The sequence below is a fragment of the Gimesia algae genome (assembly GCF_007746795.1).
GTDB lineage: Bacteria > Planctomycetota > Planctomycetia > Planctomycetales > Planctomycetaceae > Gimesia > Gimesia algae.
Genome location: NZ_CP036343.1, coordinates 1,720,714 through 1,741,043, shown reverse-complemented (window position 1 = coordinate 1,741,043; position 20,330 = coordinate 1,720,714). Strand labels below are relative to the sequence as shown.

17 protein-coding genes are annotated in these 20,330 nt (G+C 49.2%); 16 read left to right on the top strand and 1 reads right to left on the bottom strand.

The genetic code is table 11. The annotated features are described in order from the left end of the window. Positions 1–15 precede the first annotated feature (15 nt). A complete protein-coding gene (gene queA / locus Pan161_RS06595; protein ID WP_145225222.1) occupies positions 16–1,071 on the bottom strand; it encodes a tRNA preQ1(34) S-adenosylmethionine ribosyltransferase-isomerase QueA in 1,056 nt (351 codons plus the stop codon). 350 nt (positions 1,072–1,421) lie between these two features. Between queA and Pan161_RS06590 the strand changes: the two genes are divergently transcribed. The 16 genes from Pan161_RS06590 (at position 1,422) to Pan161_RS06515 (ending at position 20,255) form a co-directional block, all read left to right on the top strand. Further along, positions 1,422–2,543 (top strand): glycosyltransferase, encoded by a 1,122-nt coding sequence (locus Pan161_RS06590; protein ID WP_145225221.1) that lies wholly within the window; start codon positions 1,422–1,424, stop codon positions 2,541–2,543. A 202-nt stretch (positions 2,544–2,745) separates the two neighbouring features. Beyond that, positions 2,746–3,201, top strand: a complete 456-nt coding sequence (locus Pan161_RS06585; protein WP_145225219.1) for a division/cell wall cluster transcriptional repressor MraZ — start codon at positions 2,746–2,748, stop codon at positions 3,199–3,201. A gap of 606 nt (positions 3,202–3,807) precedes the next feature. Beyond that, positions 3,808–4,728, top strand: coding sequence for a 16S rRNA (cytosine(1402)-N(4))-methyltransferase RsmH (rsmH, locus tag Pan161_RS06580; protein WP_145225217.1), 921 nt, complete (start codon positions 3,808–3,810; stop codon positions 4,726–4,728). A gap of 90 nt (positions 4,729–4,818) precedes the next feature. Further along, positions 4,819–6,687, top strand: coding sequence for a LysM peptidoglycan-binding domain-containing protein (locus Pan161_RS06575; protein ID WP_145225215.1), 1,869 nt, complete (start codon positions 4,819–4,821; stop codon positions 6,685–6,687). Between the two features lie 187 nt (positions 6,688–6,874). Next, positions 6,875–7,189 carry a hypothetical protein gene (locus tag Pan161_RS06570; protein WP_145225213.1) on the top strand — a complete coding sequence of 105 codons (315 nt, stop codon included), beginning with the start codon at positions 6,875–6,877 and terminating at the stop codon, positions 7,187–7,189. An 18-nt stretch (positions 7,190–7,207) separates the two neighbouring features. Continuing rightward, complete coding sequence (locus tag Pan161_RS06565) at positions 7,208–9,049, top strand: peptidoglycan D,D-transpeptidase FtsI family protein (RefSeq protein WP_232103646.1); 1,842 nt, start codon at positions 7,208–7,210, stop codon at positions 9,047–9,049. Between the two features lie 331 nt (positions 9,050–9,380). Next, on the top strand, positions 9,381–11,984 hold the full coding sequence (locus Pan161_RS06560) for a tetratricopeptide repeat protein (RefSeq protein ID WP_145225211.1): 2,604 nt from the start codon (positions 9,381–9,383) through the stop codon (positions 11,982–11,984). Between the two features lie 66 nt (positions 11,985–12,050). Then, the gene (locus tag Pan161_RS06555; protein WP_145225209.1) at positions 12,051–12,503 is read left to right on the top strand and encodes a hypothetical protein; all 453 of its coding nucleotides are present in this window, start codon (positions 12,051–12,053) and stop codon (positions 12,501–12,503) included. 60 nt (positions 12,504–12,563) lie between these two features. Further along, positions 12,564–14,012 (top strand): sigma-54-dependent transcriptional regulator, encoded by a 1,449-nt coding sequence (locus Pan161_RS06550; RefSeq protein ID WP_145225207.1) that lies wholly within the window; start codon positions 12,564–12,566, stop codon positions 14,010–14,012. Between the two features lie 37 nt (positions 14,013–14,049). After that, complete coding sequence (gene flgB / locus Pan161_RS06545; protein ID WP_197995730.1) at positions 14,050–14,514, top strand: flagellar basal body rod protein FlgB; 465 nt, start codon at positions 14,050–14,052, stop codon at positions 14,512–14,514. Positions 14,515–14,565: 51 nt separating this feature from the next. After that, positions 14,566–14,979, top strand: coding sequence for a flagellar basal body rod protein FlgC (gene flgC / locus Pan161_RS06540; protein ID WP_145225203.1), 414 nt, complete (start codon positions 14,566–14,568; stop codon positions 14,977–14,979). 56 nt (positions 14,980–15,035) lie between these two features. Continuing rightward, complete coding sequence (gene fliE / locus Pan161_RS06535) at positions 15,036–15,350, top strand: flagellar hook-basal body complex protein FliE (RefSeq protein ID WP_145225201.1); 315 nt, start codon at positions 15,036–15,038, stop codon at positions 15,348–15,350. 63 nt (positions 15,351–15,413) lie between these two features. Further along, positions 15,414–17,030 carry a hypothetical protein gene (locus Pan161_RS06530; RefSeq protein ID WP_145225199.1) on the top strand — a complete coding sequence of 539 codons (1,617 nt, stop codon included), beginning with the start codon at positions 15,414–15,416 and terminating at the stop codon, positions 17,028–17,030. 53 nt (positions 17,031–17,083) lie between these two features. Next, positions 17,084–18,079 (top strand): flagellar motor switch protein FliG, encoded by a 996-nt coding sequence (gene fliG, locus Pan161_RS06525; RefSeq protein WP_145225197.1) that lies wholly within the window; start codon positions 17,084–17,086, stop codon positions 18,077–18,079. Between the two features lie 67 nt (positions 18,080–18,146). After that, positions 18,147–18,866, top strand: coding sequence for a FliH/SctL family protein (locus Pan161_RS06520; protein ID WP_145225194.1), 720 nt, complete (start codon positions 18,147–18,149; stop codon positions 18,864–18,866). A gap of 9 nt (positions 18,867–18,875) precedes the next feature. Continuing rightward, positions 18,876–20,255: a FliI/YscN family ATPase gene (locus Pan161_RS06515; protein WP_145225192.1), complete on the top strand. Its 1,380-nt coding sequence runs from the start codon at positions 18,876–18,878 to the stop codon at positions 20,253–20,255. The last annotated feature ends 75 nt before the right edge of the window (positions 20,256–20,330 follow it).

Sequence of the window (20,330 nt, the reverse complement as noted above, 5' to 3'; positions counted from 1 at the left end):
CCAGTCAGACTGAACTTATAAAATCAGCATGGCGTCACCATAGCTGTAGAAGCGGTAATCTGCTTCTACAGCTTTTTTGTAGGCTTCGCGAATGAATTCTGATCCGGCAAAGGCGCTCACCAGCACCAGCAATGTCGACTTCGGCAGGTGAAAATTCGTCAGCAGGCAATCCACGGCCTGAAACTGGTAAGGGGGGTAAATGAAAATATCGGTCTCTCCCTGCCAGGCTTTCAGCGGCCCCTGTTGTGCGACCGATTCCAGAGTACGAACGCTGGTCGTGCCGACACAGACAACCCGACCTCCCTGCTGTCGCGTCTGATTGAGCAGCTTTGCCGATTCGGCAGGCAGCTCGCACCATTCCGAATGCATCTGGTGGGCTTCGAGAGTTTCTACTGAGATTGGTTTGAATGTTCCAATACCAACATGCAACGTCACGTTCGCAATTCTGGTTCCCCGCTGGGTACAACGTTCCAGCAACTCCGGTGTGAAATGTAATCCCGCAGTCGGGGCAGCGACTGCTCCTGGTTGAGCAGCATACACCGTCTGATAACGTTCCCAGTCTTCCTCGGTGGCAAGATCGCGTTTCATATAGGGAGGCAGGGGCATCGTCCCAAAATGGGCAAGCAGGCTGTGGTGATCTTCGTCGGATTGTACCTGGGCAGTCCAGTAACCTTCAGAATCTTTCGACAATAATTTCAGTGTCACCTGTTTCTCGAGTGACCGTTGATGCGCGGGGCGCAACTCGATGATTCCCCCCGGATGCAGTTTACCCCGGGTCTTACTCATCAGTTTCCACTCACCCGGAGCAGGGGAGCCAAGATAGAGGCCTTCCCATTTACCACCCGTGGACTGTCGCGTGCCGAATAACCTGGCTGACAGGACACGGGTATTATTCAGAACCAGACAGTCGTCCGGGTTTAAATATTGAGGCAGGTCAGAAATGGAACCATGTGTAATAGACTGAGATTTGCGGTCAAGGATGAGCAGGCGCGACTGATCCCGCTGCTGATTCGGCTCGGTTGCGATTAATTCAGGAGGCAGTTGATAGTCAAAGGAGCTTAAATCGGTCATTCAGCAAGGTTCCAGCTGGTTTTCAAGTTGAATTTCACTATTACAAGGGAGATGGTATGAGTTTGCTTCCGTCAGTCTGAACAGGGAACGTTGATCATTTCGTCGGGTAGACTGATGAAAATGAAGGATTTTAACGGAGGTTTTCATTTTCTCCGGACTCAATGAATACTAAATCCGAATCTAAGCTTGTCGCGCATTGTAACCTGAGAACAATAGGCAATAAGTGAACAAGAGAAATGTTTTCTCTCCCTGAACGGAAGAGAGGCTATCATACTGATAACGAGACGGTTATGAAACGGGATGCATCCTGCATTCTGATAAAATCGGTTATGTCCCCAGAAAGATGATGCTTGGCTGATCAGACCCGACCTGTTCCAATCGCGTTTTGCATTACCGGCCTGCAACCCGGTGGCGCAGAACGTGCGCTGGTTCAGATTGTAACTCGCTTGAATCGAGAACGCTGGGCGCCGGTGGTCTATTCTCTGACGGGGACAGGCCCACTGGTGGAGCGTCTGGAGGCAGCAAATATTCCGACGGAAATCCTGCTGGTTCGTTCTGCCTGGGATGTGCGTATCATCGGAACGCTGGCACAAAAGCTGAAAGTACAAAAACCGCTTTTACTGCAGACATTTCTGTTTCACGCGAATCTGGCCGGAAGACTGGCCGGGAAGCTGGCGGGAATCCCACACATTGTCTCCGGAATTCGAGTTTCGGAGAAACGGAAAAATGGTCACCTGTTGCTGGACCGACTTACAAATCGCCTGGTAGAGCTGAATATCTGTGTTAGCCAGTCGGTGGCTGATTTCTCGATTCAACAGGGGAAACTGCCTGCCTCCAAGGTAACGGTGATCCCGAATGGCGTGGATTTTGAACTGTTTGATGCGGCGGAACCACTGGATTTAACTCCCTGGGGAATCCCTGCTGGCGTGAAAGTGGTGTTGTTTGCAGGTAGACTGGATCCCCAGAAGGCTCCTGATGATCTGTTAACCGCGTTTGAACTCTTCGCCAGACAGGCGGCTGATTTTCATCTACTGTTTGCAGGTGAGGGACCGTTGAAAGCAGAATTACAGCAGAAAGCCAGCAGCTTGTCCTGTGCAGATCGGATTCATTTTTCCGGCTGGCAGGCCCAGGTTCCCCAATTGATGAAGGCTGCAACCTGTCTTGTCCTGCCTTCCTTATGGGAGGGCATGCCCAACGTGGTTCTGGAAGCGATGGCGTCCGGACTACCCGTCATTTCCACCCGGGTTGATGGGATTTCCGAGTTGATCCGAGATGGGGAGCAGGGGACCGTAGTGGCGACGGGAGAGCCTGCTGAGATTTCTCAGGCGCTGAGTGACTTGAGTGCCCATCCTGCCAGGTTTATCGAGATGGCTGAGACTGCGCAACATCTTGTGAAGAATGAGTTTACATGGAACTCCATTGCTGACCGATACGATCAGATTTATACGCAACTGCTGGGTCTAGAAGACTGAATTTGCACGAAATTGTGGCCGCTGAATCGACTTCCCACAACAAAATTTAAAAATCAGCAAAGTCACAATTCCTGTCGTGATAAGTATCTAGGTCGATTCATGTTCGCCGAGTTCTAACCGAACTTTCAATCATGCTTGACGATTTCAATTTGGGTGGTAAATTCATCACTCTGTGGTGTCTGGTGGTGGTGAGTGGGGCTCAATGGCGTTAACGGGAACTTTCAATAAGATTCTGGATGGTAAACGTCGTTTGGCAATTCCGAAACGTCTCAAGGAAGAGCTCGTAGAGGAAAAGTCTCCCCAGATTTATATCGCTCCCGGTACTGCGTCCGTATTGTTGGTTTACTCTGAAAAAGGATTTGAACAGCAGGCTCAACGATTAGCGGACTTTTCCAGAAATGGTCCGGAAGCTGCCCAATATCTGCGTCTGTATTATGCCAGAGCAGAGAAAGTGGAAGTCGACTCGCAGGGAAGAGTTTGTATCCCGGAGCGATTAGCGGAACTGGCCAGTCTGGAGCCGAAACAGGATGTGGTTTTGATTGGAGTTCAGGACCATGCGGAAATCTGGAGTGCAGAACGATGGAATACCTATCTTAATAATCATGGGCCACATTTTGATGAAATGGCCGCTCAGGCCTTTGGTCAGCTGCCCTGGTAGTCGTTGAAGGAATGTGGAACATTTCTGTTAGATGACCAGGTGATAAACACAAATCGTAACTTGTATTGTTCAAGGAGGACAAATTGGGACTCTTCCGCTGGCTACCGGGCTTTGCGGATTGAAGGTGAAATGGATGTCACCTGTGTGTGCTCATGATATTGGGTTGGGCCACCAGTCGTTCGTCTCCGATGACAAGTAGAATGGATGCTGCTTGAGACGGATGGCTTCAGGGTTCCCTCCTTGAACAGGAGAAGTCGGTGCAGGAACAGAGTTGAGATGCCTCCTCTGAATTCAATCTGCCAGACGCGCGTGCTTTCAATCGGTTTCAAATCAGTCACTTAGGACTATTAAAATCCGTTTCCTAAAAATCTTTAACTGATCTTGCCAAAAAATCAGGATTTTTCTAAACTTCCTGCGCTTGAGGTTCGGACTTGTTCTAAGATCCGCGACTCAGGTCAATAATCTCTCTGAGTTTCACTTCTCAAGTCTCTACCCCATCCCGAAAAAATCAATTCGTATTTCTGCTGCCTTCTGTCGGACTTTTCTGTCGGAGTCAGTTTACCAATCTATTGTGCAATTCATTTATTTAGAATCGTTTTCAGTTGAATGTCAGGTAAGCCCGGTGATCAGAGGAGGCCTGTCCACTTACCGGTCCTGTTACGTGAAGTGATATCACAACTGGATCTGTCTCCTGGGCTGATTGTCGTTGACGGCACAGTCGGGGCAGGTGGTCATAGTGAGCATATACTGCAAAAAATTAGTACAGAAGGCGCCTTAATTGGTCTGGATCGAGATTCCATGATGTTGGGCTTTGCCACGGAAAAATTAAAATCAGAGTCACTGCCCGAGGGTCGATGTTACTTGCGGCAGAGTAGTTACGCAGCACTACCTGCTGTGATGGAGGAATTACAGATTTCGTCTGTGGACCGAGTACTGCTGGACCTGGGATTATCTTCCGATCAACTAGGCGACGATGAACGGGGATTCGGTTTTGAATCGGCAGGTGAGTTAGACTTGCGTTTTGATACCAGTACCGGGGTTCCTGCCTGGCAGTTACTGGAAAGTCTGTCGGAATCAGAATTATGTGAGATTCTGGAAGTGTATGGTGAAGAACGTTTCAGCCAGCGGATTGCAAATCAACTAGTGAAGCAGAGGAAAACAGCTCCTGTCAGAACAGCTGCCGATTTAATCAAAGCAGTACAGCAGGCGATTCCTGGCAAAGCGCTGGCGAACGCGAGAAAAAATCCAGCAACACGTGTCTTTCAGGCGTTGCGCATTGCGGCAAATCAGGAACTCGAACAACTGGAAACCATGCTTGAATCTGTGTTACCACAGGTGCTGCGACCCGGTGGCAGGGCTGTGATTATCAGCTTTCATTCTCTGGAAGACCGGATGGTCAAGCAGGCTTTCAAAAATCAGAAGATCTGGAAAAACCTGACTGCCAAACCCATTGTGGCGTCTCAGGCAGAACAAAGAGTCAATCCACGCTGCCGCTCTGCCAAGCTGCGAGTGGCTGTGAAAACATAAATGTGACTATTGAAATGAACAGGGAGACAGACAGTTTTCTGTTTGTCTGAATAAGACTTATTTCGTTTAAACGGGAAATGGTTCAGAGCCATGACTGAAGAAAAAAAAGCAGAACAACCCACTGAAGAAGACTGGGGAATTGAAAAACCCAAGTCAGGAATCGCCATTGAAACTAAAGTAGGACTGTGTCTGATCTGTATCCTGCTCAGTGCCTTTGGTCTGGTTGTTTATCAGAAAATAAATCGTCCGCAGGAAGCGGTTGCCATTAATGGTCCTGAAGAGGGAACTCAGGAACAGGAATCGTCCGGGAAAGTCGATCCTTTTGCAGCAGGTAGCGACGATTCTAAAACCAGTGGTCAGATGGCTGAGCAGTCCGATGACTTTAATCCGCCGACTGAGAACTCAGGTTTTTCGAGTTCTGCTGAGACCTCAGGTCAGGATAACCCGTTTGCATCGGAACAATCTGCATCAAAGACCACAAATCAGTTCGATCAGAATGCATTCAATTCACAAAGTGAGCCAGCACAGTCAATCGATATTGCAGCCAATCAGGCTGACAACGGATTTCAACAGTTTGATCCTCCCCCACAACCCGCGAATGAATTTTCGAATCCCTCTGCGAATGAATTCCAGGGAGGCATGCAGAATCAGGCAGAACCAGCCGCTTTTGATAAACCGCAACAGGACCCTTTTGGCGGGACTGACGAGTTTGCACAGCAACCAGCGACAACACCTCAAACGAACGAATTTGGAAATGAACCGGTGTCCGATTTTTCTCAACCCGCTGCCATTGATCAGTCAGGCTTGATGGAACAGCCTGCCGCAAACGAATTTGCGCCTGCCGCTGAAACGGGAACAGAAACAGTTCAAGTGGATGAAAATCCATTCGGAGCAGAAACGCAACCGGCGCAGTCGATGCAGCCGCAGCAACCTGCCGCTAACGAGTTTGACAGTTTCGGACTGGCGGAGGATTCGAGTGCAGGTCAGATGCAGAACAATGAATCATTACCCGAGAAAACAGCGAGAGTCAATATTACGGAAATCTCAAATTCGAAGGGGTTTGACGAGTTTAGTGATTCCGGTTTTTCTCAAGAACAACCACAAACTCCCGCAGCGCAGGCTGAAAACACGTTTGAGTCGGAAACACCGGCTATGCAAAACGGGCAGTTTGAACGTCCCTCCGTTTCGGAATTCGGCGAAGCGGAAGTCGCTCAAACTGAAGAGCGTTTTGGTGATTTTCGGGCGGAAGAGTTTTCAGCACAGCAGGCAGAAAGTGTGACGACTGTGAAACGTCCTGCCGCCGCCATTGATTCGAATACATTTCGCGATGCCGAAATGTCCGCTGAAAATCAGGTACAGGCGCGCGGGTTGTTTGACGGGCCGGCTCCGGTGCAGGAAGTTTCTACCGAAGAGTTTGGATCATTTCAGAAAGAATCATTCAGTCAGCAGCCTGCGACAGCAGTGGGCGGAGAATATGTGGTGCAGAATGGTGAAAATTTCTGGACGATCTCTAAAAAACTCTATGGAACCGGTCGCTATTTTCAACTGCTGGCTCAGATCAATAAGAGTCGCGTGAGTGATCCTCGCAAAATGAAACCGGGTTTGAAATTGATCGCTCCTGATCAGGCGGCAATTGAAGCACGCTATCAGGCCAGCCATAAAGCAACTCAGACCATCGTCAGTGAGTTCGCCGGTAATAAAGCCGTCCGCAAGTCAGGTAAACCTTCCGGATTTTTTATCAGCTCCGACGGGCAGCCCATGTATCGTGTGGGAGGTAATGACACGTTGACTGATATTTCACAGAAGCATCTGGGACGTTCGTCTCGCTGGTATCAGATTTATCAGATTAACCGTCAGAGACTGCAAAACCCGAACAAGCTTCAAATTGGGACAGAATTGCAGCTGCCTTATGATGCCAGCCGGGTCAGTCTTGTTCCTGGGAACTCATCCAGCCGATAGTGAATACAGGCGCAATGGTGCGTTCTGTTTCATTATCAACTTAGCTGGCGGCGAACTTTCCTATAGACTGTGTCCAGTTTTACTGTAGCGTCTCCAGGTCCCTGTGGACCGAGAAGATCAGATTGACAGACGCTATAATTAAATGTGATGCGCTCTAACATTCTCGCTGGCGGGGAAGGTCGATTGGATGTTATTCCGTTTCAGTAGTGCAATCTTACTGGCGGTTGCCGTCTCTCTGATCGGAATTGCACTGGAAAAAGAGAGCCTGAAGCTGAAACGACTGGTCAGTCGACAATATTATCAGCTGGATGTTCTGGTGAATGCTCATGCCAAGATGAAGCTGGCAACGCAACGCGCGGGTTCTCCCCGTCAGGTTTTAAATTCGATCGAACGCGGGGAGCTGGATGTCGAATCGAATCAGCAGCCTGCGCTCAGCAATCGACGTGAGATGCCTTTACTGCAATGGCATTTAAACCCGCTTAAGGGGCAGGCAGAAAAATAATACTGTCTGCATGCTGTCGTGCTCTGCCTGTCAGGCGAAGAGCAGCAGAAGCCAGATCTGCGGGAGAAGCAATCTTTGAAATTCGTACCATCAAATCTGCGAAACAGCTGGCGCACCGGGAGCCTGGTCCTGATTGTGGTGCTGGCCTGGCTTGTGATCTCGGCGCGTCTGGTCTATCTGCAATATATTGGTCACCGTCAGTTTGCCCGGGTTGTGGCGCGACAGCAGGTCTACAAAGAAAAAATTCCCGCGCGTCCCGGGGACATTCTCGACCGGAACGGTCGACTGCTGGCTACCACAATTGTCAGTAACAGTCTGTATGTCGTTCCCCAGCGACTGGAAAATGAGAAGAGCGTCGCCCGGATCTGTGACCTTCTGCAACTCGATCAGGCTGCGTTTCGAAATCGCTTGCAAGAAAATCAGGACAAATTGTTCTTGTGGGTCAAACGTCGTCTCTCTGATCGGGAACTGTCCGGGGTCAGGGCACTGGATCTTTCAGATGACGCCTGGGGATTTCGGCAGGAATATCGCAGACAGTATCCACAAGGGGCTTTAGCAGCGCATGCCCTGGGATTGCGGGATATTGATGGAAAAGGTCAGGGGGGGCTGGAAGAAGCATTTAACCATTTGATTTGTGGTCAGGATGGTCATCGTTTTCTGATTCGTGATGCCCATGGTCGCGTGATTGAAGTTCGCAATGACTCACGAGTCGCAGCCAGAAATGGCGAAACGCTGGTGGTGACTCTGGATTCCATCATTCAGCTCTACACTGAACGGCAACTGCAGTCGATTGTAGAAGAGTGGAAGCCTAAAAGCGCCTGTGCGATCGTGATGGATGTTAAAACCTGTGAAGTTCTGGCGATGGCATCGGTTCCGACATTCGATTTAAATCATCCCGAAGGCATCGATGAATCTGCCTGGAAAAATACAGCCATCGCTTCGATCTATGAGCCTGGTTCAACACTCAAGCCGTTTATTGTTGCAGCAGCGCTCGAAAAGGGATTGATTCAAACTGACGAAGAATTTGATTGTGAGCATGGCGAATACCGCATGGGAAAGCGACTGTTGCACGATCACCACAGTTACGGGGTGTTGAGCGTGACTGATGTTCTTGTGAAGTCGAGTAACATTGGTATGGCCAAGATTGGAGAGAAACTGACCAATCCCGGCTTATATGAAGCAGTGACAGCGTTCGGGTTTGGCCAGAAGACAGGCATCCAGTTGCCCGGTGAACTGGGGGGGATAGTCAGGCCTTTAAAAAACTGGAATATCTATTCGACAGGTTCGATACCGATGGGGCAGGAAATTGCCGTCACCCCGGTGCAATTGATTACCGGACATGTGGCGCTGGCGAATCAGGGGAAATTGTTGAATCCGCGTTTGATTCGTGATCAGATCGATCACAATTACTTTCCCCGGTCAGAAGAAGAACCGGCCCAGGTACGCCCCCTTGTTTCGACACCGATTGTTTCTCCTGAAGTCGCTGACTGGCTGGTTCAGGTTCCCATGGTGGAGACGGTGACGCGAGGGACCGGGAGGAAAGCTCAGCTTGAGGAGTACGTGGTGTTTGGGAAGACGGGGACCGCTCAAAAGCCCGACCCGCAAACAGGCAAGTATTCCTCCGAGTTACATGTAAGTTCCTTTATTTGTGGTGCCCCGGCACATGATCCCCGTGTTCTCGTGCTGGTTGTGGTGAATGAGCCTTCGGTAGGTGAGAATCACTATGGAGGAACGATTGCCGGGCCTCCTGCTGCAAAAATCCTGAAGCAGACATTAATGTATCAACGGGTTCCCTTTGATCATTCCAGTCAGACGCCTCCAGAACGGACTGCACAAAAATTGCGAAATGCCCTTCGCTGAATTTTTCAGTTTACCTGTTTTGTGATTTCCAGGAGACTGAGCAACTCTCTGCCCTGTGATTTGGAGCAGACTTGAATCAATATTGACAAAAAATCACTTTTTTTTGTATTAATGCTCAAGTTACACCTCTCTCATTCTCACTTCTTCAATAATCACAACACTCTCACATCAATTCTGCGAAGCGGATTTCTTCCCGGCGCGGAATACGACAAGTCATTTTAGCTTTTCTGCTTCTACTCCAATATTCCATTCCAAAATTCACCTGCTGATATTAAATCAGGTTTCGAATCCTTGTTGAGGATGACCTGATTACTTCACGGGCAACTCAGTCATGGCCAATGAAACAATAGCTCAACCAGAATCAGATGAGTCAGCGAACGTCCCAGTTCCAAACTCACCTGCAAAACCATCAGAAGACGCAGAGATCGAGGCTGCTGCTTCCGATTCGGTCGCGTTGCGCGTTCGTTTAACAGGCTTTGTCAAATCACGTTGGAAGATTCTGGCGGGTAGCGTACCGGTGATTCTCCTGCTGGGTGGATACCTGATGTCTCTCTCCGGGGAGCCGGAAAAGACTCCCAAAGAAATTTTGACAGAGGCACTGCAGAAACTGGAGGCTTCGACAGATACAAAAACACGGACCGAGGCTCTGGAACTGGCTTATTTGCTGAAAAAACAGGAATATCTGGATCCCGATTTTCCTGGTGCTCTGTACTTTATCTTTGGTATTGTTGCTTTTCGGAATGCTGAAGAGCTGACTGGGGAAGCTCAGGATCACCAGTATCTGATTGCCAGCCGCTACCTGAAAGAAGCAGACCGCAGGGCCATTGATCAGGAACATCGTCCGGAATGGTGCTATGCACTGGGCACAAGTCTCTACCTGACAGGGTCTATTCAAAAATCGCGTCCTCTATTGGAAGAAGCGGTCAAGACGTTTGCGGGAGGTCAGTTACGTGCTTCCATGTCATTGACGGATATTTATCTCGATCACAAAGAATCTGCTGAAATAAAGCAGGCATTCGATTTAAATTCAGAATGTCTGCAGCTGGAAAACCTGGATCATGAATCGCACGATCGATTGTATTTACAGCGTGCACAGATTTTTCTGGCACAAGGCAAGAATGCTCAGGCACAGGAAGTTCTGGACAAGGTCAAGCAGCAGGATTCTGTGAATCAGGTGACACTTGTGTTTCAGGCACAGACCCTGATGGCGGAAGGAAAATACCAGGAAGCCTTAACTATTCTGGCTCCGGTTAAGGACAACCTGGGTCTGGAGCGTAAATTTTCAAGACAGGCGTCCTATCTGATGGGCGTGTGTGCAGAGTCGCTTGGCAATGCTGATGGTGCAATCGACTTTTTTGAGCAGACAACACATCGTTATGCAGGGACCCAGGAAGGCCAGGCAGCATTTCTGCGTCTTGCCGAATTACTGCGGAAAAATGGACGTACTGAAGAAGCTTTAATTGCTTATCGGACTGCATTGCGGTCCATCGACAGTCCGGATGAATTTCGTAATCGCTGGATCAGTCTGCAGGGCGTCCGGACTTATGTCCTGAATGCGTGGAACGACTGGGTGGATGAAGACCGGATCAAAAACGACGTGACCTACTTCAATGCGGCAATTCAGCTGTCTGACTATCTGCCTCCTCTGCTGCCTGAAGTCCAGGCAAAGGAACTGGCAGCGAATGCCAATCGTCGCTGGGCGGAATATCTGGAACGGCGTTATGAAGCAGCTACAGTCACGGAGCAGGAGTCGCTCAGAAGCGAGTTGAATGAACACTGGAAGCAAAGCGGGCGTGCTTATTTTGAACTCGCCCGTCGCTTGACAACCTCTGACCGCTATGCAGATATCCTTGCCATCTCTGCAGAACACTTCCAGAAAGGTATGGACTTCGAGACCGCGCTCAAAGTACTGACGCGGTTCATCAATACAAATCCGGAAAAGCAAATGCCGCAGGCACTGGTTCAGCGTGGTGAAATTTTGCTCGAGCTGGATCAGCTTGAAGAAGCAATTAACCACTTCGAACGCGTGATGACGAATTACCCGACCGACGTGTCTGCCTTCGAAGCTCAGTATTTACTGGGGATTGCTTATCTGGAAAAAAATGAACTCGATCAGGCTCAAACCGTGTGGAAAGAGATCCTGGAGTCGAACAATTTAACCCCCAAAGCAAAGCAGTGGGGGGATGCACTGTTTTCGCTGGGTAAGTTGAATTTTCACCAGGGAAAGATTGCCGAGTCAGAAAAACAGAGTGAGACCGCAGAGGTCCCGCCAGAAGGACAGGTCACCGGCTCCAGGCAGAACCGTTATTATGAAGAGGCGACGCGTCGCCTGACCGAATACGTCAACCGTTATCCCGAATCTGAGAAAATTTCTGAAGCACGCTATCTACTGGCACGGTCCTTACAGAATCTGTCAGATCAGCCACTTCAGGAGATGAAGGAAGCCAGGACAGACAACGCCCGGCAGGAATTAAAACGTAAGCAAATTGGTTATTTGAAACAGGCTCTCGTACAGCTTCAATATCTGAATCGTGATTTGCGCCAACTGGAAAGTCGAGACAGGCTTAATGCTCTGGGAAAGCGGTTGTTGAAATCGAGTTGCTATGGAAAAGCCCACATATTGTATCTGACTGAAGAATATGCCGAGGCAATCAAATCGTACCACGATGCCGTCAACCGGTACCCGCAATGTACAGAAGTGTTGATTGCGTATATGAAAATGTCCGGCTGTTACGAAGCGTTGGGGAAAAGAAATGAAGCCAAAAGTATGCTGGAACAAGCCAAAATAATATTGAAACAGATGCCTGATAGTGTCTTCGAGTCCGGGGCAACGAACCTGGGACGAGAAGAATGGAATCGCTGGCTGGACTGGTCGCGCGAGTTTCGCGATTCCGACAGTCGAACCAGCGCGCTGCCATCAGTTAATGGTGCCTAAACGGAGACTTTTCCAGAGGACGGGATCTGTTCCTCATTGTTAAACCTGAATAATGATGTAATTGATATGACTTCGACAAATACAATTGATTATCCCAAACTGTTTGCAGTGCGTCTGGAGTACTCCCGGGCGCTATTGACTCTGTCACTTCAACAGCAGGAACTGATCAAAGAAGATGATTATTCCAGTCTGCTGGACGTGTTAAGTAAAAAACAGAGACTGCTTGGTCAGCTGGATCAATATAAGAAACAGTTGCCTCGGCTCTGGGAGCAGTGGCAGCAGGACAGGGACCGGTTACCCGCCGAGCAGCGCTCAATCTGTGAGCAGATTTTGAGTGATTCAGAAGCGGTGCTGGCACAGTTGCTGAAGAATGAGGATACCAGTACACAGTCCATGGTCGATCGACGGGAGCGGACAAAACAGCAGATCCAGTCGTTAAATCAGGGGGCGAAAGTCGGGGAGGCCTACCGTGACAGTCTGGCACCTGCAACACATCGGCATCTGAATATTGATCAATAACAGTTACAAATTACTATAAAGAATAACAGTATTCCCTCTGATTGAAACGGGTTTTAAATAATGAATCATAGCTTGTTACACAGTTCAACATCACGTGGTCTGATTCAGATTGTTTCTGAGGATCGTATCCGCAGACTGGAAGTCTGCACGCAATTCTCAAATCTGGGCTATACGGTTATTCCATTGTCGGAAATGACATTCACTCCCACATCCCCGCGACCGGATGCAGATATCTGTGTTCTCCTGGATCAACGGTCAATTACAGAGTTTATGTTTGCCGTCGATGCTGTTACAGAGCAGAATCTGATCCCGGTACTGTATTATCCCATGCTGACGCACGAGATTCAACAGGCCTGTCTGAAGCCTTCCCGTACTGCATCCCATGAAACGATGGCACCCTTTGCGGAACTGCGTTCGAACGACTCACTGGATCATATCAGTCGTCTCCTGGATTCTGCGATCAAATACTCCCGACTGTCACGCGAATGCACTGAGCTGATTTCCGAATTAAACCTGCGTTCCAGCCGCCGATTGATCGGATACAGTCAGGCAATCCAGACATTGAGAGATCGGATCGCAGATCTGGTGCATTTGCAAACTCCCGTACTGGTTCAGGGGGGAGTCGGGGCGGAACTGTCGGTGGTGGCAGAAATCATTCATGATGCCATGTACCTGAACTATCATCCTTTAATCAGAGTCAACTGCAGCACTTTGACCATTGAAAATGTGGAACGAGAGCTGATCGGTTATTATTCAAATGAAAAGAGCAGTTATTCCGATGAGCCTGTATGGAATCCGGGTCAACTTGAACAGGCAGCAGGTGGCACACTGGTGCTCGATCAGGTTCATTTGACCTCACTGCCCGTGCAGGCGGCTCTGCTGAAAATTCTGGAAAACGGCGAATATAGCTCGCCGGAAGACAGGCAGTTGAAAAAATTAAACTGCCGCATTATCTCACTGAGCCATGTCTCACTCCATGAACTGTCGGCCCAGAATCAGTTCAAGCGAAAGCTGGCCGAAATCCTCTCCGCCTCTATTCTGTCGGTTCCGCGTTTGAATGACCGGAAAGAAGATCTCGCGCTGTTGACAGAAAATCTGTTAAGTGAAGTGGCTATCTCTGAAGGCACGATACCAAAACTGTTAACCCTGGATGGCCTGGAACTGTTGAAGAAACATAACTGGAGCGGGGACATTCAGGAACTGCGAAATCTGATTCAACACGTGAACCGTGTCGATAATGGGCCACGACTGGATGCCGCCAGTTTATTGCCATGGATTGATTCGGAATCGATTTCAAACGCTGAATCCCTGACGGGGATGACTCTGCGAGAGATGGAACAGAAACTGATTGAGAGTACTTTTGCACGCTGTGGAGGCAATCGCGAAAGTACGGCTCAAATACTGGATATCGGGTTGAGAACACTTTCGGGCAAACTCAGATCCTATGGGTACCCGCCTCGAGGAGGTCCAGATTCCAAACGGACATTTTCGGTCAGGCGTGCCGCCTGATCGCGGGCTTTGTGTTTTTATTCAGGCAGGTGGCAGTATGATAGATCAGATTATCAATTCGAATGCAATACCATTGCTGGAAAAAATGGCGGCGTTCTCCGAACGGCGACAGGATGTCCTGGCGGGTAATATTGCGAACATCGACACCCCTTCATATAAGATGCGAGACCTTCCCGTTCAGGAGTTTCAGCAGGCTTTACGTGATGCGGTTGTGTTGAAGGAAAATGCAGCTGATCCGATCTCGCATTCTTCTCTGGCAATGCCTGTAACTCTTGAAAAACCCAAGTCAGTTGAAGCACAACTGGAGGATCTGTTTCCGCGCAGCCTGTTTCAGGCACGGGAAGCAACTCCGCAGAACCTGACGTTTCAGGATGCCAATAATCGAAGCGTTGAATCACAAATGATGCAGATGACCAAAAACTCAATGATGCAGCAGTTTGCCGTCGAGGTCATGATGGCGCAGATGAATCAGTTGTTGACGGTCATTTCTGAACGCGCTTGAGGTTTTATCTAAGCGATCAGGAAACATCAGAAAATTTGAAAGGAGCAGCAGATGTTAAAAGGAATTGATATCAGTACCAGCGCCCTGGTCGCCCAGAGGCAACGGATGAACACGATTGCGGGGAATATTGCAGCGGTCAATGTGTCGCACGATCCCGCAAGTGGTGAAGAGCCGTTTTATCGCCGGATTGTCACCTTTCAGGCAGATACGGAGAGCCTGGACCAGAGCGCTTCCGGAACCGGCGTAAAATATCATGTCAAAATTGATACAGACACACCCTTAAGAAAAACCTATGATCCCGGACACCGCCATGCGGACCAGGATGGGAATGTGACCTATCCTAACATTGATCTGGTAACCGAGTTCGTCAATGCATTGGAAGCAGGACGCGCTTATGAAGCCAATATATCGGCTTTGGATATCACCAAGGAAATGTTCAGCACTTCATTGCGGATTTTAGCTTAAATTAGAGATATATACAGAATTAAATCTATTCATCTGATCTCAGGGAAGGGAACAGCATGACCAGTTCCATCAGTCATATCGGTAGCTCATTACTGCCTGGCCTTTCACCGGCAGGGCTCAAAGATGCTGGCGCAGGCACATCCGCCGGCGCCCCTTCGTTTAAAAATATGATGCTACAGTCTCTGGACGGTGCTAATCAGTTGCAACTTCAATCCGAACAGGCAATTCAGGCGGGGCTACTGGGAGAAGATATTACTCAGGCGGAAGTCTTTTCCTCAATCAAGAAGGCTGATCTGGCTCTGAGAATGATGGTTCAAATGCGAAATAAACTTCTGGAAGCTTATAACGAGATCCAGAAGATGCAAATGTAAACTCAAGCACGTCAGGCAGTACTTTCACCATTTTGACACGGATTCGTCGATTGGTCACCCGGTATGGATACGATAAAAAAAATATATCAACAGTTCGCAAACCTGTTTCAAACAATGTCAGGCAGCCAGCGCGCGATTTTGCTGTCTGTCCCCCTGCTGATGATGCTGGCTTTTGGCTTCCTCTTTTTCCGGGACAGTCAATCGAGCTATGTTTCACTCTCTCTGGGTAAAGATTTTACGACCGAAGAGGTGATTCATGCAGAAGAAGTTCTGTTACGGGCCGGGTTAATCGATTTCTCGCGAAAGGGGCAGAGAATTATGGTCCCGCAGAATGAAGTACCCCGCTATAACGCAGCGCTCATTGAAGGTGGTGGACTTCCGACAGACTGGGCTTCTGAATGGCAGGAGCAGTTTGAAAAATCGAGCATGTTTGTCAGCAAGGACCAATTGCAGGTCATGCGGGATATCGCGTTGGGTAACCAGTTGCGACGGATGATCCGCGCCATCCCCGCGATTGAAGATGCCAGTGTGATGTGGGCACGTTCTAAAAAACGCTTACGCTGGAATAATACCACTCCGGAAGTGACGGCAACCGTGATGGTCAAGCCCCGTCCGGGACAGGAACTGACTCCTGTGCTGGTAACCAGCCTGAGAGCTGCGGTCTCGACAATGGTCCCCGACCTGTCGACAGATTCGGTAACCGTATTTGATCAATCCACGGGAACATCCTATACCGCGGGTGATAAAAACGATGCCTTTGACAGTAAATTCATCAGCTGGGTCAATAAGCATACAAAAAACTACCAGGATAAAATTCTCGATTCTCTGTCCTATATTCCGGATGTGATCGTGAATGTGAATGTAGACGTTGAAAACCTGAAACGGTATGTCGAACGCAAACAGGAGATCAGTACTGATGGCTCAGTGACGCTGCAGTCGAAGGAGCAATCTACTGAACGCAGCCTTACAGAAAAGCCTACACGGGCAGAACCAGGGGCGCGTTCGAACCAGCCTAACTCACTGTCAGTCGCGCGGGGGAACGAAAAAAATGAGAAAGTGACCGAAACGAATAATGAAGCGACCACTGCGCCCTCATTTACCTGGACAGAAAAAGAGTTCGTAGCTGCCATGCCCAGTACGGTGCAGGTTTCCGTTTCCATTCCGGAGGATTACTACTCTGCTGTTGCCGTGAAACGGGGAATCAAAAAGGGAGAAGCGGAAGCTGATCTTGCCACTTTCAAGCAGGCTACTACTGCCATTCAGACCGAAGTGGAAACCAGCATTCAAAAGCAGGTCCAGAGGCTGATTCCTTCCCAGTCAGCCGAAGATGCTGTCAGTGTAGCTTCTTATGTACGCATTGATGCAGAAGTACCCGAACTCGAATTGCCATTAACTGAAAGTGTCGGCGAGTTTGTGAGCCAGTGGGGCAGTACCATTGGCCTGGGGTTGTTTGCGATCTGGGCTCTATGGATGCTGAATAAGAGCATGCCTCAAATGGAAGAAATCAAATCAGAAGAGATCGAGTTACCCCAGAAAAGAGCAGCCGCATCAAACCCGGATGAAGAAGCAGAAAAACCTAAGAAAGAACCGACACAGCGTGATGAAGTTCAATTACTGGTTCGTGATAATCCGGAAGTTGCCGCGATGGTGTTGAGTAAATGGATCCACTCAAAAACCTGAGACTGATTTTTCTGATTCGAAGTTATTGTAATACTTGTTTTACAGGCTGAAAAATGGATGAACTACAAAAAGCCGCTGTCTTGTTATTGAGTCTGGATAAAGCGCTCGCCGCTGAAGTACTCAGTCTGATGTCCAAAGAGGATGTCGAAAAAGTAACAATGATGATCGCCCGGATGCAGGATGTCTCCAAAGAACAGCAGGCCAGTGTCTTGTCCGAATTTACAAACCTGCGCGGCGAGCAGACCACCATGGAGCGAGGCGGTCTGGCTGCCGTGAATGAACTGCTGGAGCAGTCACTCGGGAAAGAAGGTGCCGGCTCGATTCTGGATAGTATTAATCAGACGATGAATTCAGTGCCGTTTGGGTTCCTGCAGAAATCGGGCGCAAACAACCTGTTGACATTTATCATTGAAGAACATCCTCAGACGATTGCCATGATCATGTCACACCTGCCCAGTAACATGGCTGCGGAAGTTCTGGCCGGGCTGCCTTCCAATAAACAGATGGATGTGATCAAACGCATTGCTAATATGGAGCAAACCAGTCCGGAAGTGATACGTGATGTCGAGAAGAGTCTGGAGCATCGCATGAAAAATACGTTCAGTCAGGGGACAGAAAAGGCAGGGGGAGTGGAACTGGTTGCCGAGATCCTGAACGTGACAGACCGCATGACCAATAAAGGGATCCTCGAAAGCATGGATCAGGAAACTCCCGATCTGGCTGATGAAATTCGCCGTCTGATGTTTGTCTTTGACGATCTGGTGAAACTGGATAATAAAGCGATTCAGGCTCTGCTGAAGGAAGTGGATACTAATCAGTGGGCGGTTGCTCTGAAAGGCGCCTCGGAAGAGATCAAACAGAAAGTGCTCAGCAACCTGTCTCAGCGGGCAGCGGACATGCTGCGAGAAGAAATGGAATATCTTGGTCCTATCAAAGTCAGTGATGTGGAAACAGTTCAGCAGCAGATTGTGGACAGCGTCAGACGTCTGGAAGATGCGGGAGAAATTGAAGTATCTGCCGGAAATGAAAGCGAGCAGTACATTACCTGATGCATGTTGAATTTTGTCCTGAAAATCTGATGGAACCAATAATAACAGGATTGATATAGTCGAAGATATGGCGGAACTGGAAACTGCAAAATTGTTAAAGGCGGATGCGTTTCGCGCGCTGGGTTCAAAAATCGCCTATAACTTCAATGACATTGAGAAACGCTGCGAAGATCATATCTTAAATGTGCGTAACCAGACGCGTCAGATGATCATCGATGCGCGAACAGAAGCAGAACAGATCAAACAGGAAGCGTATCAGGCAGGAAAACAACAGGGACTGGAAGATGCATCACGTGATGTGGAAGATCAGATCCAGTCACGGTCTGAAGCGCGGGCCAGTCAGATCGTGGAAGAAAAGCTGGGTACGGTATTTCCGGCGATGCAGGCTGCCGTATCAGGCTTGCAGCAGGAACAGGTCAACTGGAGACAGACATGGGATGAAACCGCCGTCAAAATGTGTCTGGTGATTGCCGAAAAGATGGTGCGGCATGAGATCGAGACACATCCCGAAACGGTGAAACCCATGATGAGTGAAGCGCTCAAGCTGGCATCGGGAACTCAGCATATCCGGTTCCAGATGAATCCGACGGATGTTGCCCACCTGGGAGAGAATGCAAAGAGCTTTATTACCAATCTGACGGGATGTCAGACGTGTGAAATAATTGAAGATGAATCGATCTCCTCAGGGGGATGTATTATTGAAACACAGCATGGAACTATCGACGCCAGAATCGAAGCACAACTGGATCGTATTTTCCAGGAGCTGATTATCCAGACTCAGGACTAGCCACATTTCATGTTTGATGTTTCTCAACAGATAAAGCAGATTTTACCCTTTCGTCTGACTGGGAGAGTCACGCGCGTGGTCGGGTTGACGGCGTCCGTTTCCGGTTTTCCGGCGCCGCTGGGATCCGTCTGTGCCATTGATCGGGAAAATGGTTCTGCGATCGAAGCGGAAGTCGTTGGTTTTCAGAATGAAGAAACACTGTTGCTGCCTTATGAGGATCTGGCGGGGATCCGACGTGGAGATCGTGTCAGTCTGATACAATCGGTGCCTGCCGTTGCCGTGGGACAGGGGATTCTGGGAAGAGTTCTGGATGGTCGCGGTCGCTGTATTGATGGTAAAAATCAGGCGATGCTTTCCCATCGCGCGAATTTAAAAGCCAAACCGATCTCTCCCCTGAATCGTCCCCGTATCGACACGCCCTTGAGTACAGGGATCCGCACTATCGACGGGCTGTTAACGTGTGGTAAAGGGCAACGACTTGGGATTTTCGCCGGGAGCGGTGTTGGTAAAAGTACACTCTTGGGGCAAATGGCGCGTCAGAGTTCTGCTGATATTAATGTCGTATGCCTGGTGGGTGAGCGAGGGCGTGAGGTTCGTGAGTTTCTGGATCGTGATTTAGGGCAAGAAGGGCTGGAACGCAGTGTGGTAATCGTCGCTACGAGTGATGAACCTGCATTGATTCGATTACGGGCGGCTCATCTGGCGACCGCTGTTTCTGAATATTTCCGAGACTGTGGCAAAGATGTCCTGCTGATGATGGACAGCGTAACCCGCTATGCACTGGCACAGCGGGAAATCGGGCTGGCAGCAGGAGAGCCACCGGCGACAAGGGGCTATCCACCCAGCGTGTTTTCCCTCCTGCCTAAGCTGCTTGAACGGAGTGGGCGGACTGAATCTGGCAGCATCACCGGGTTCTATACTGTTCTGGTTGAAGCCGATGATGCGAACGAGCCGATTTCTGATACGGTACGCGGAATTCTGGATGGGCATATTATGCTTTCTCGGAAACTGGCACATGAATCACACTGGCCGGCGATTGATGTGCTGCAGAGCATCAGCCGTTCCATGAACGATATTACATCACCCGCGCATCAGCAGGCTGTGGCTCAGATCAAGAAACTGATGGCCGCTTATCAGCAGTCAGAAGATCTGATCTCAATTGGCGCCTATCAGGCGGGGTCAAATCCGGAAGTCGATCTGGCGATCAAGATGAGACCTCTCTGGAATGAATTTCTGAAGCAGGGAAATACTGAAGATTCTGATTTTCATTCTGCTTCAGAGGGGCTCGGTAATCTGATTGCGCGGATGCAGCAACTTAAACCAATGAATACTGGTTCGGTGGCAGGTCAGCCGCCCGCAACCGGTCAAACTGCAGAAATCGCCCGCTAACATAAAACATATCAAACGATCAACTGTATTTTAATCCTGTATGAACCTGAGTGAGATGAAAAAATTTCATTTTCA

Coding starts and splice junctions, on each gene's coding strand:
- queA (WP_145225222.1), bottom strand. CDS start 1,071: ATGACCGATTTAAGCTCCTTTGACTATCAACTGCCTCCTGAATTAATC.
- Pan161_RS06585 (WP_145225219.1), top strand. CDS start 2,746: ATGGCGTTAACGGGAACTTTCAATAAGATTCTGGATGGTAAACGTCGT.
- rsmH (WP_145225217.1), top strand. CDS start 3,808: ATGTCAGGTAAGCCCGGTGATCAGAGGAGGCCTGTCCACTTACCGGTC.
- Pan161_RS06575 (WP_145225215.1), top strand. CDS start 4,819: ATGACTGAAGAAAAAAAAGCAGAACAACCCACTGAAGAAGACTGGGGA.
- Pan161_RS06570 (WP_145225213.1), top strand. CDS start 6,875: ATGTTATTCCGTTTCAGTAGTGCAATCTTACTGGCGGTTGCCGTCTCT.
- Pan161_RS06560 (WP_145225211.1), top strand. CDS start 9,381: ATGGCCAATGAAACAATAGCTCAACCAGAATCAGATGAGTCAGCGAAC.
- Pan161_RS06555 (WP_145225209.1), top strand. CDS start 12,051: ATGACTTCGACAAATACAATTGATTATCCCAAACTGTTTGCAGTGCGT.
- Pan161_RS06550 (WP_145225207.1), top strand. CDS start 12,564: ATGAATCATAGCTTGTTACACAGTTCAACATCACGTGGTCTGATTCAG.
- flgB (WP_197995730.1), top strand. CDS start 14,050: ATGATAGATCAGATTATCAATTCGAATGCAATACCATTGCTGGAAAAA.
- flgC (WP_145225203.1), top strand. CDS start 14,566: ATGTTAAAAGGAATTGATATCAGTACCAGCGCCCTGGTCGCCCAGAGG.
- fliE (WP_145225201.1), top strand. CDS start 15,036: ATGACCAGTTCCATCAGTCATATCGGTAGCTCATTACTGCCTGGCCTT.
- Pan161_RS06530 (WP_145225199.1), top strand. CDS start 15,414: ATGGATACGATAAAAAAAATATATCAACAGTTCGCAAACCTGTTTCAA.
- fliG (WP_145225197.1), top strand. CDS start 17,084: ATGGATGAACTACAAAAAGCCGCTGTCTTGTTATTGAGTCTGGATAAA.
- Pan161_RS06520 (WP_145225194.1), top strand. CDS start 18,147: ATGGCGGAACTGGAAACTGCAAAATTGTTAAAGGCGGATGCGTTTCGC.
- Pan161_RS06515 (WP_145225192.1), top strand. CDS start 18,876: ATGTTTGATGTTTCTCAACAGATAAAGCAGATTTTACCCTTTCGTCTG.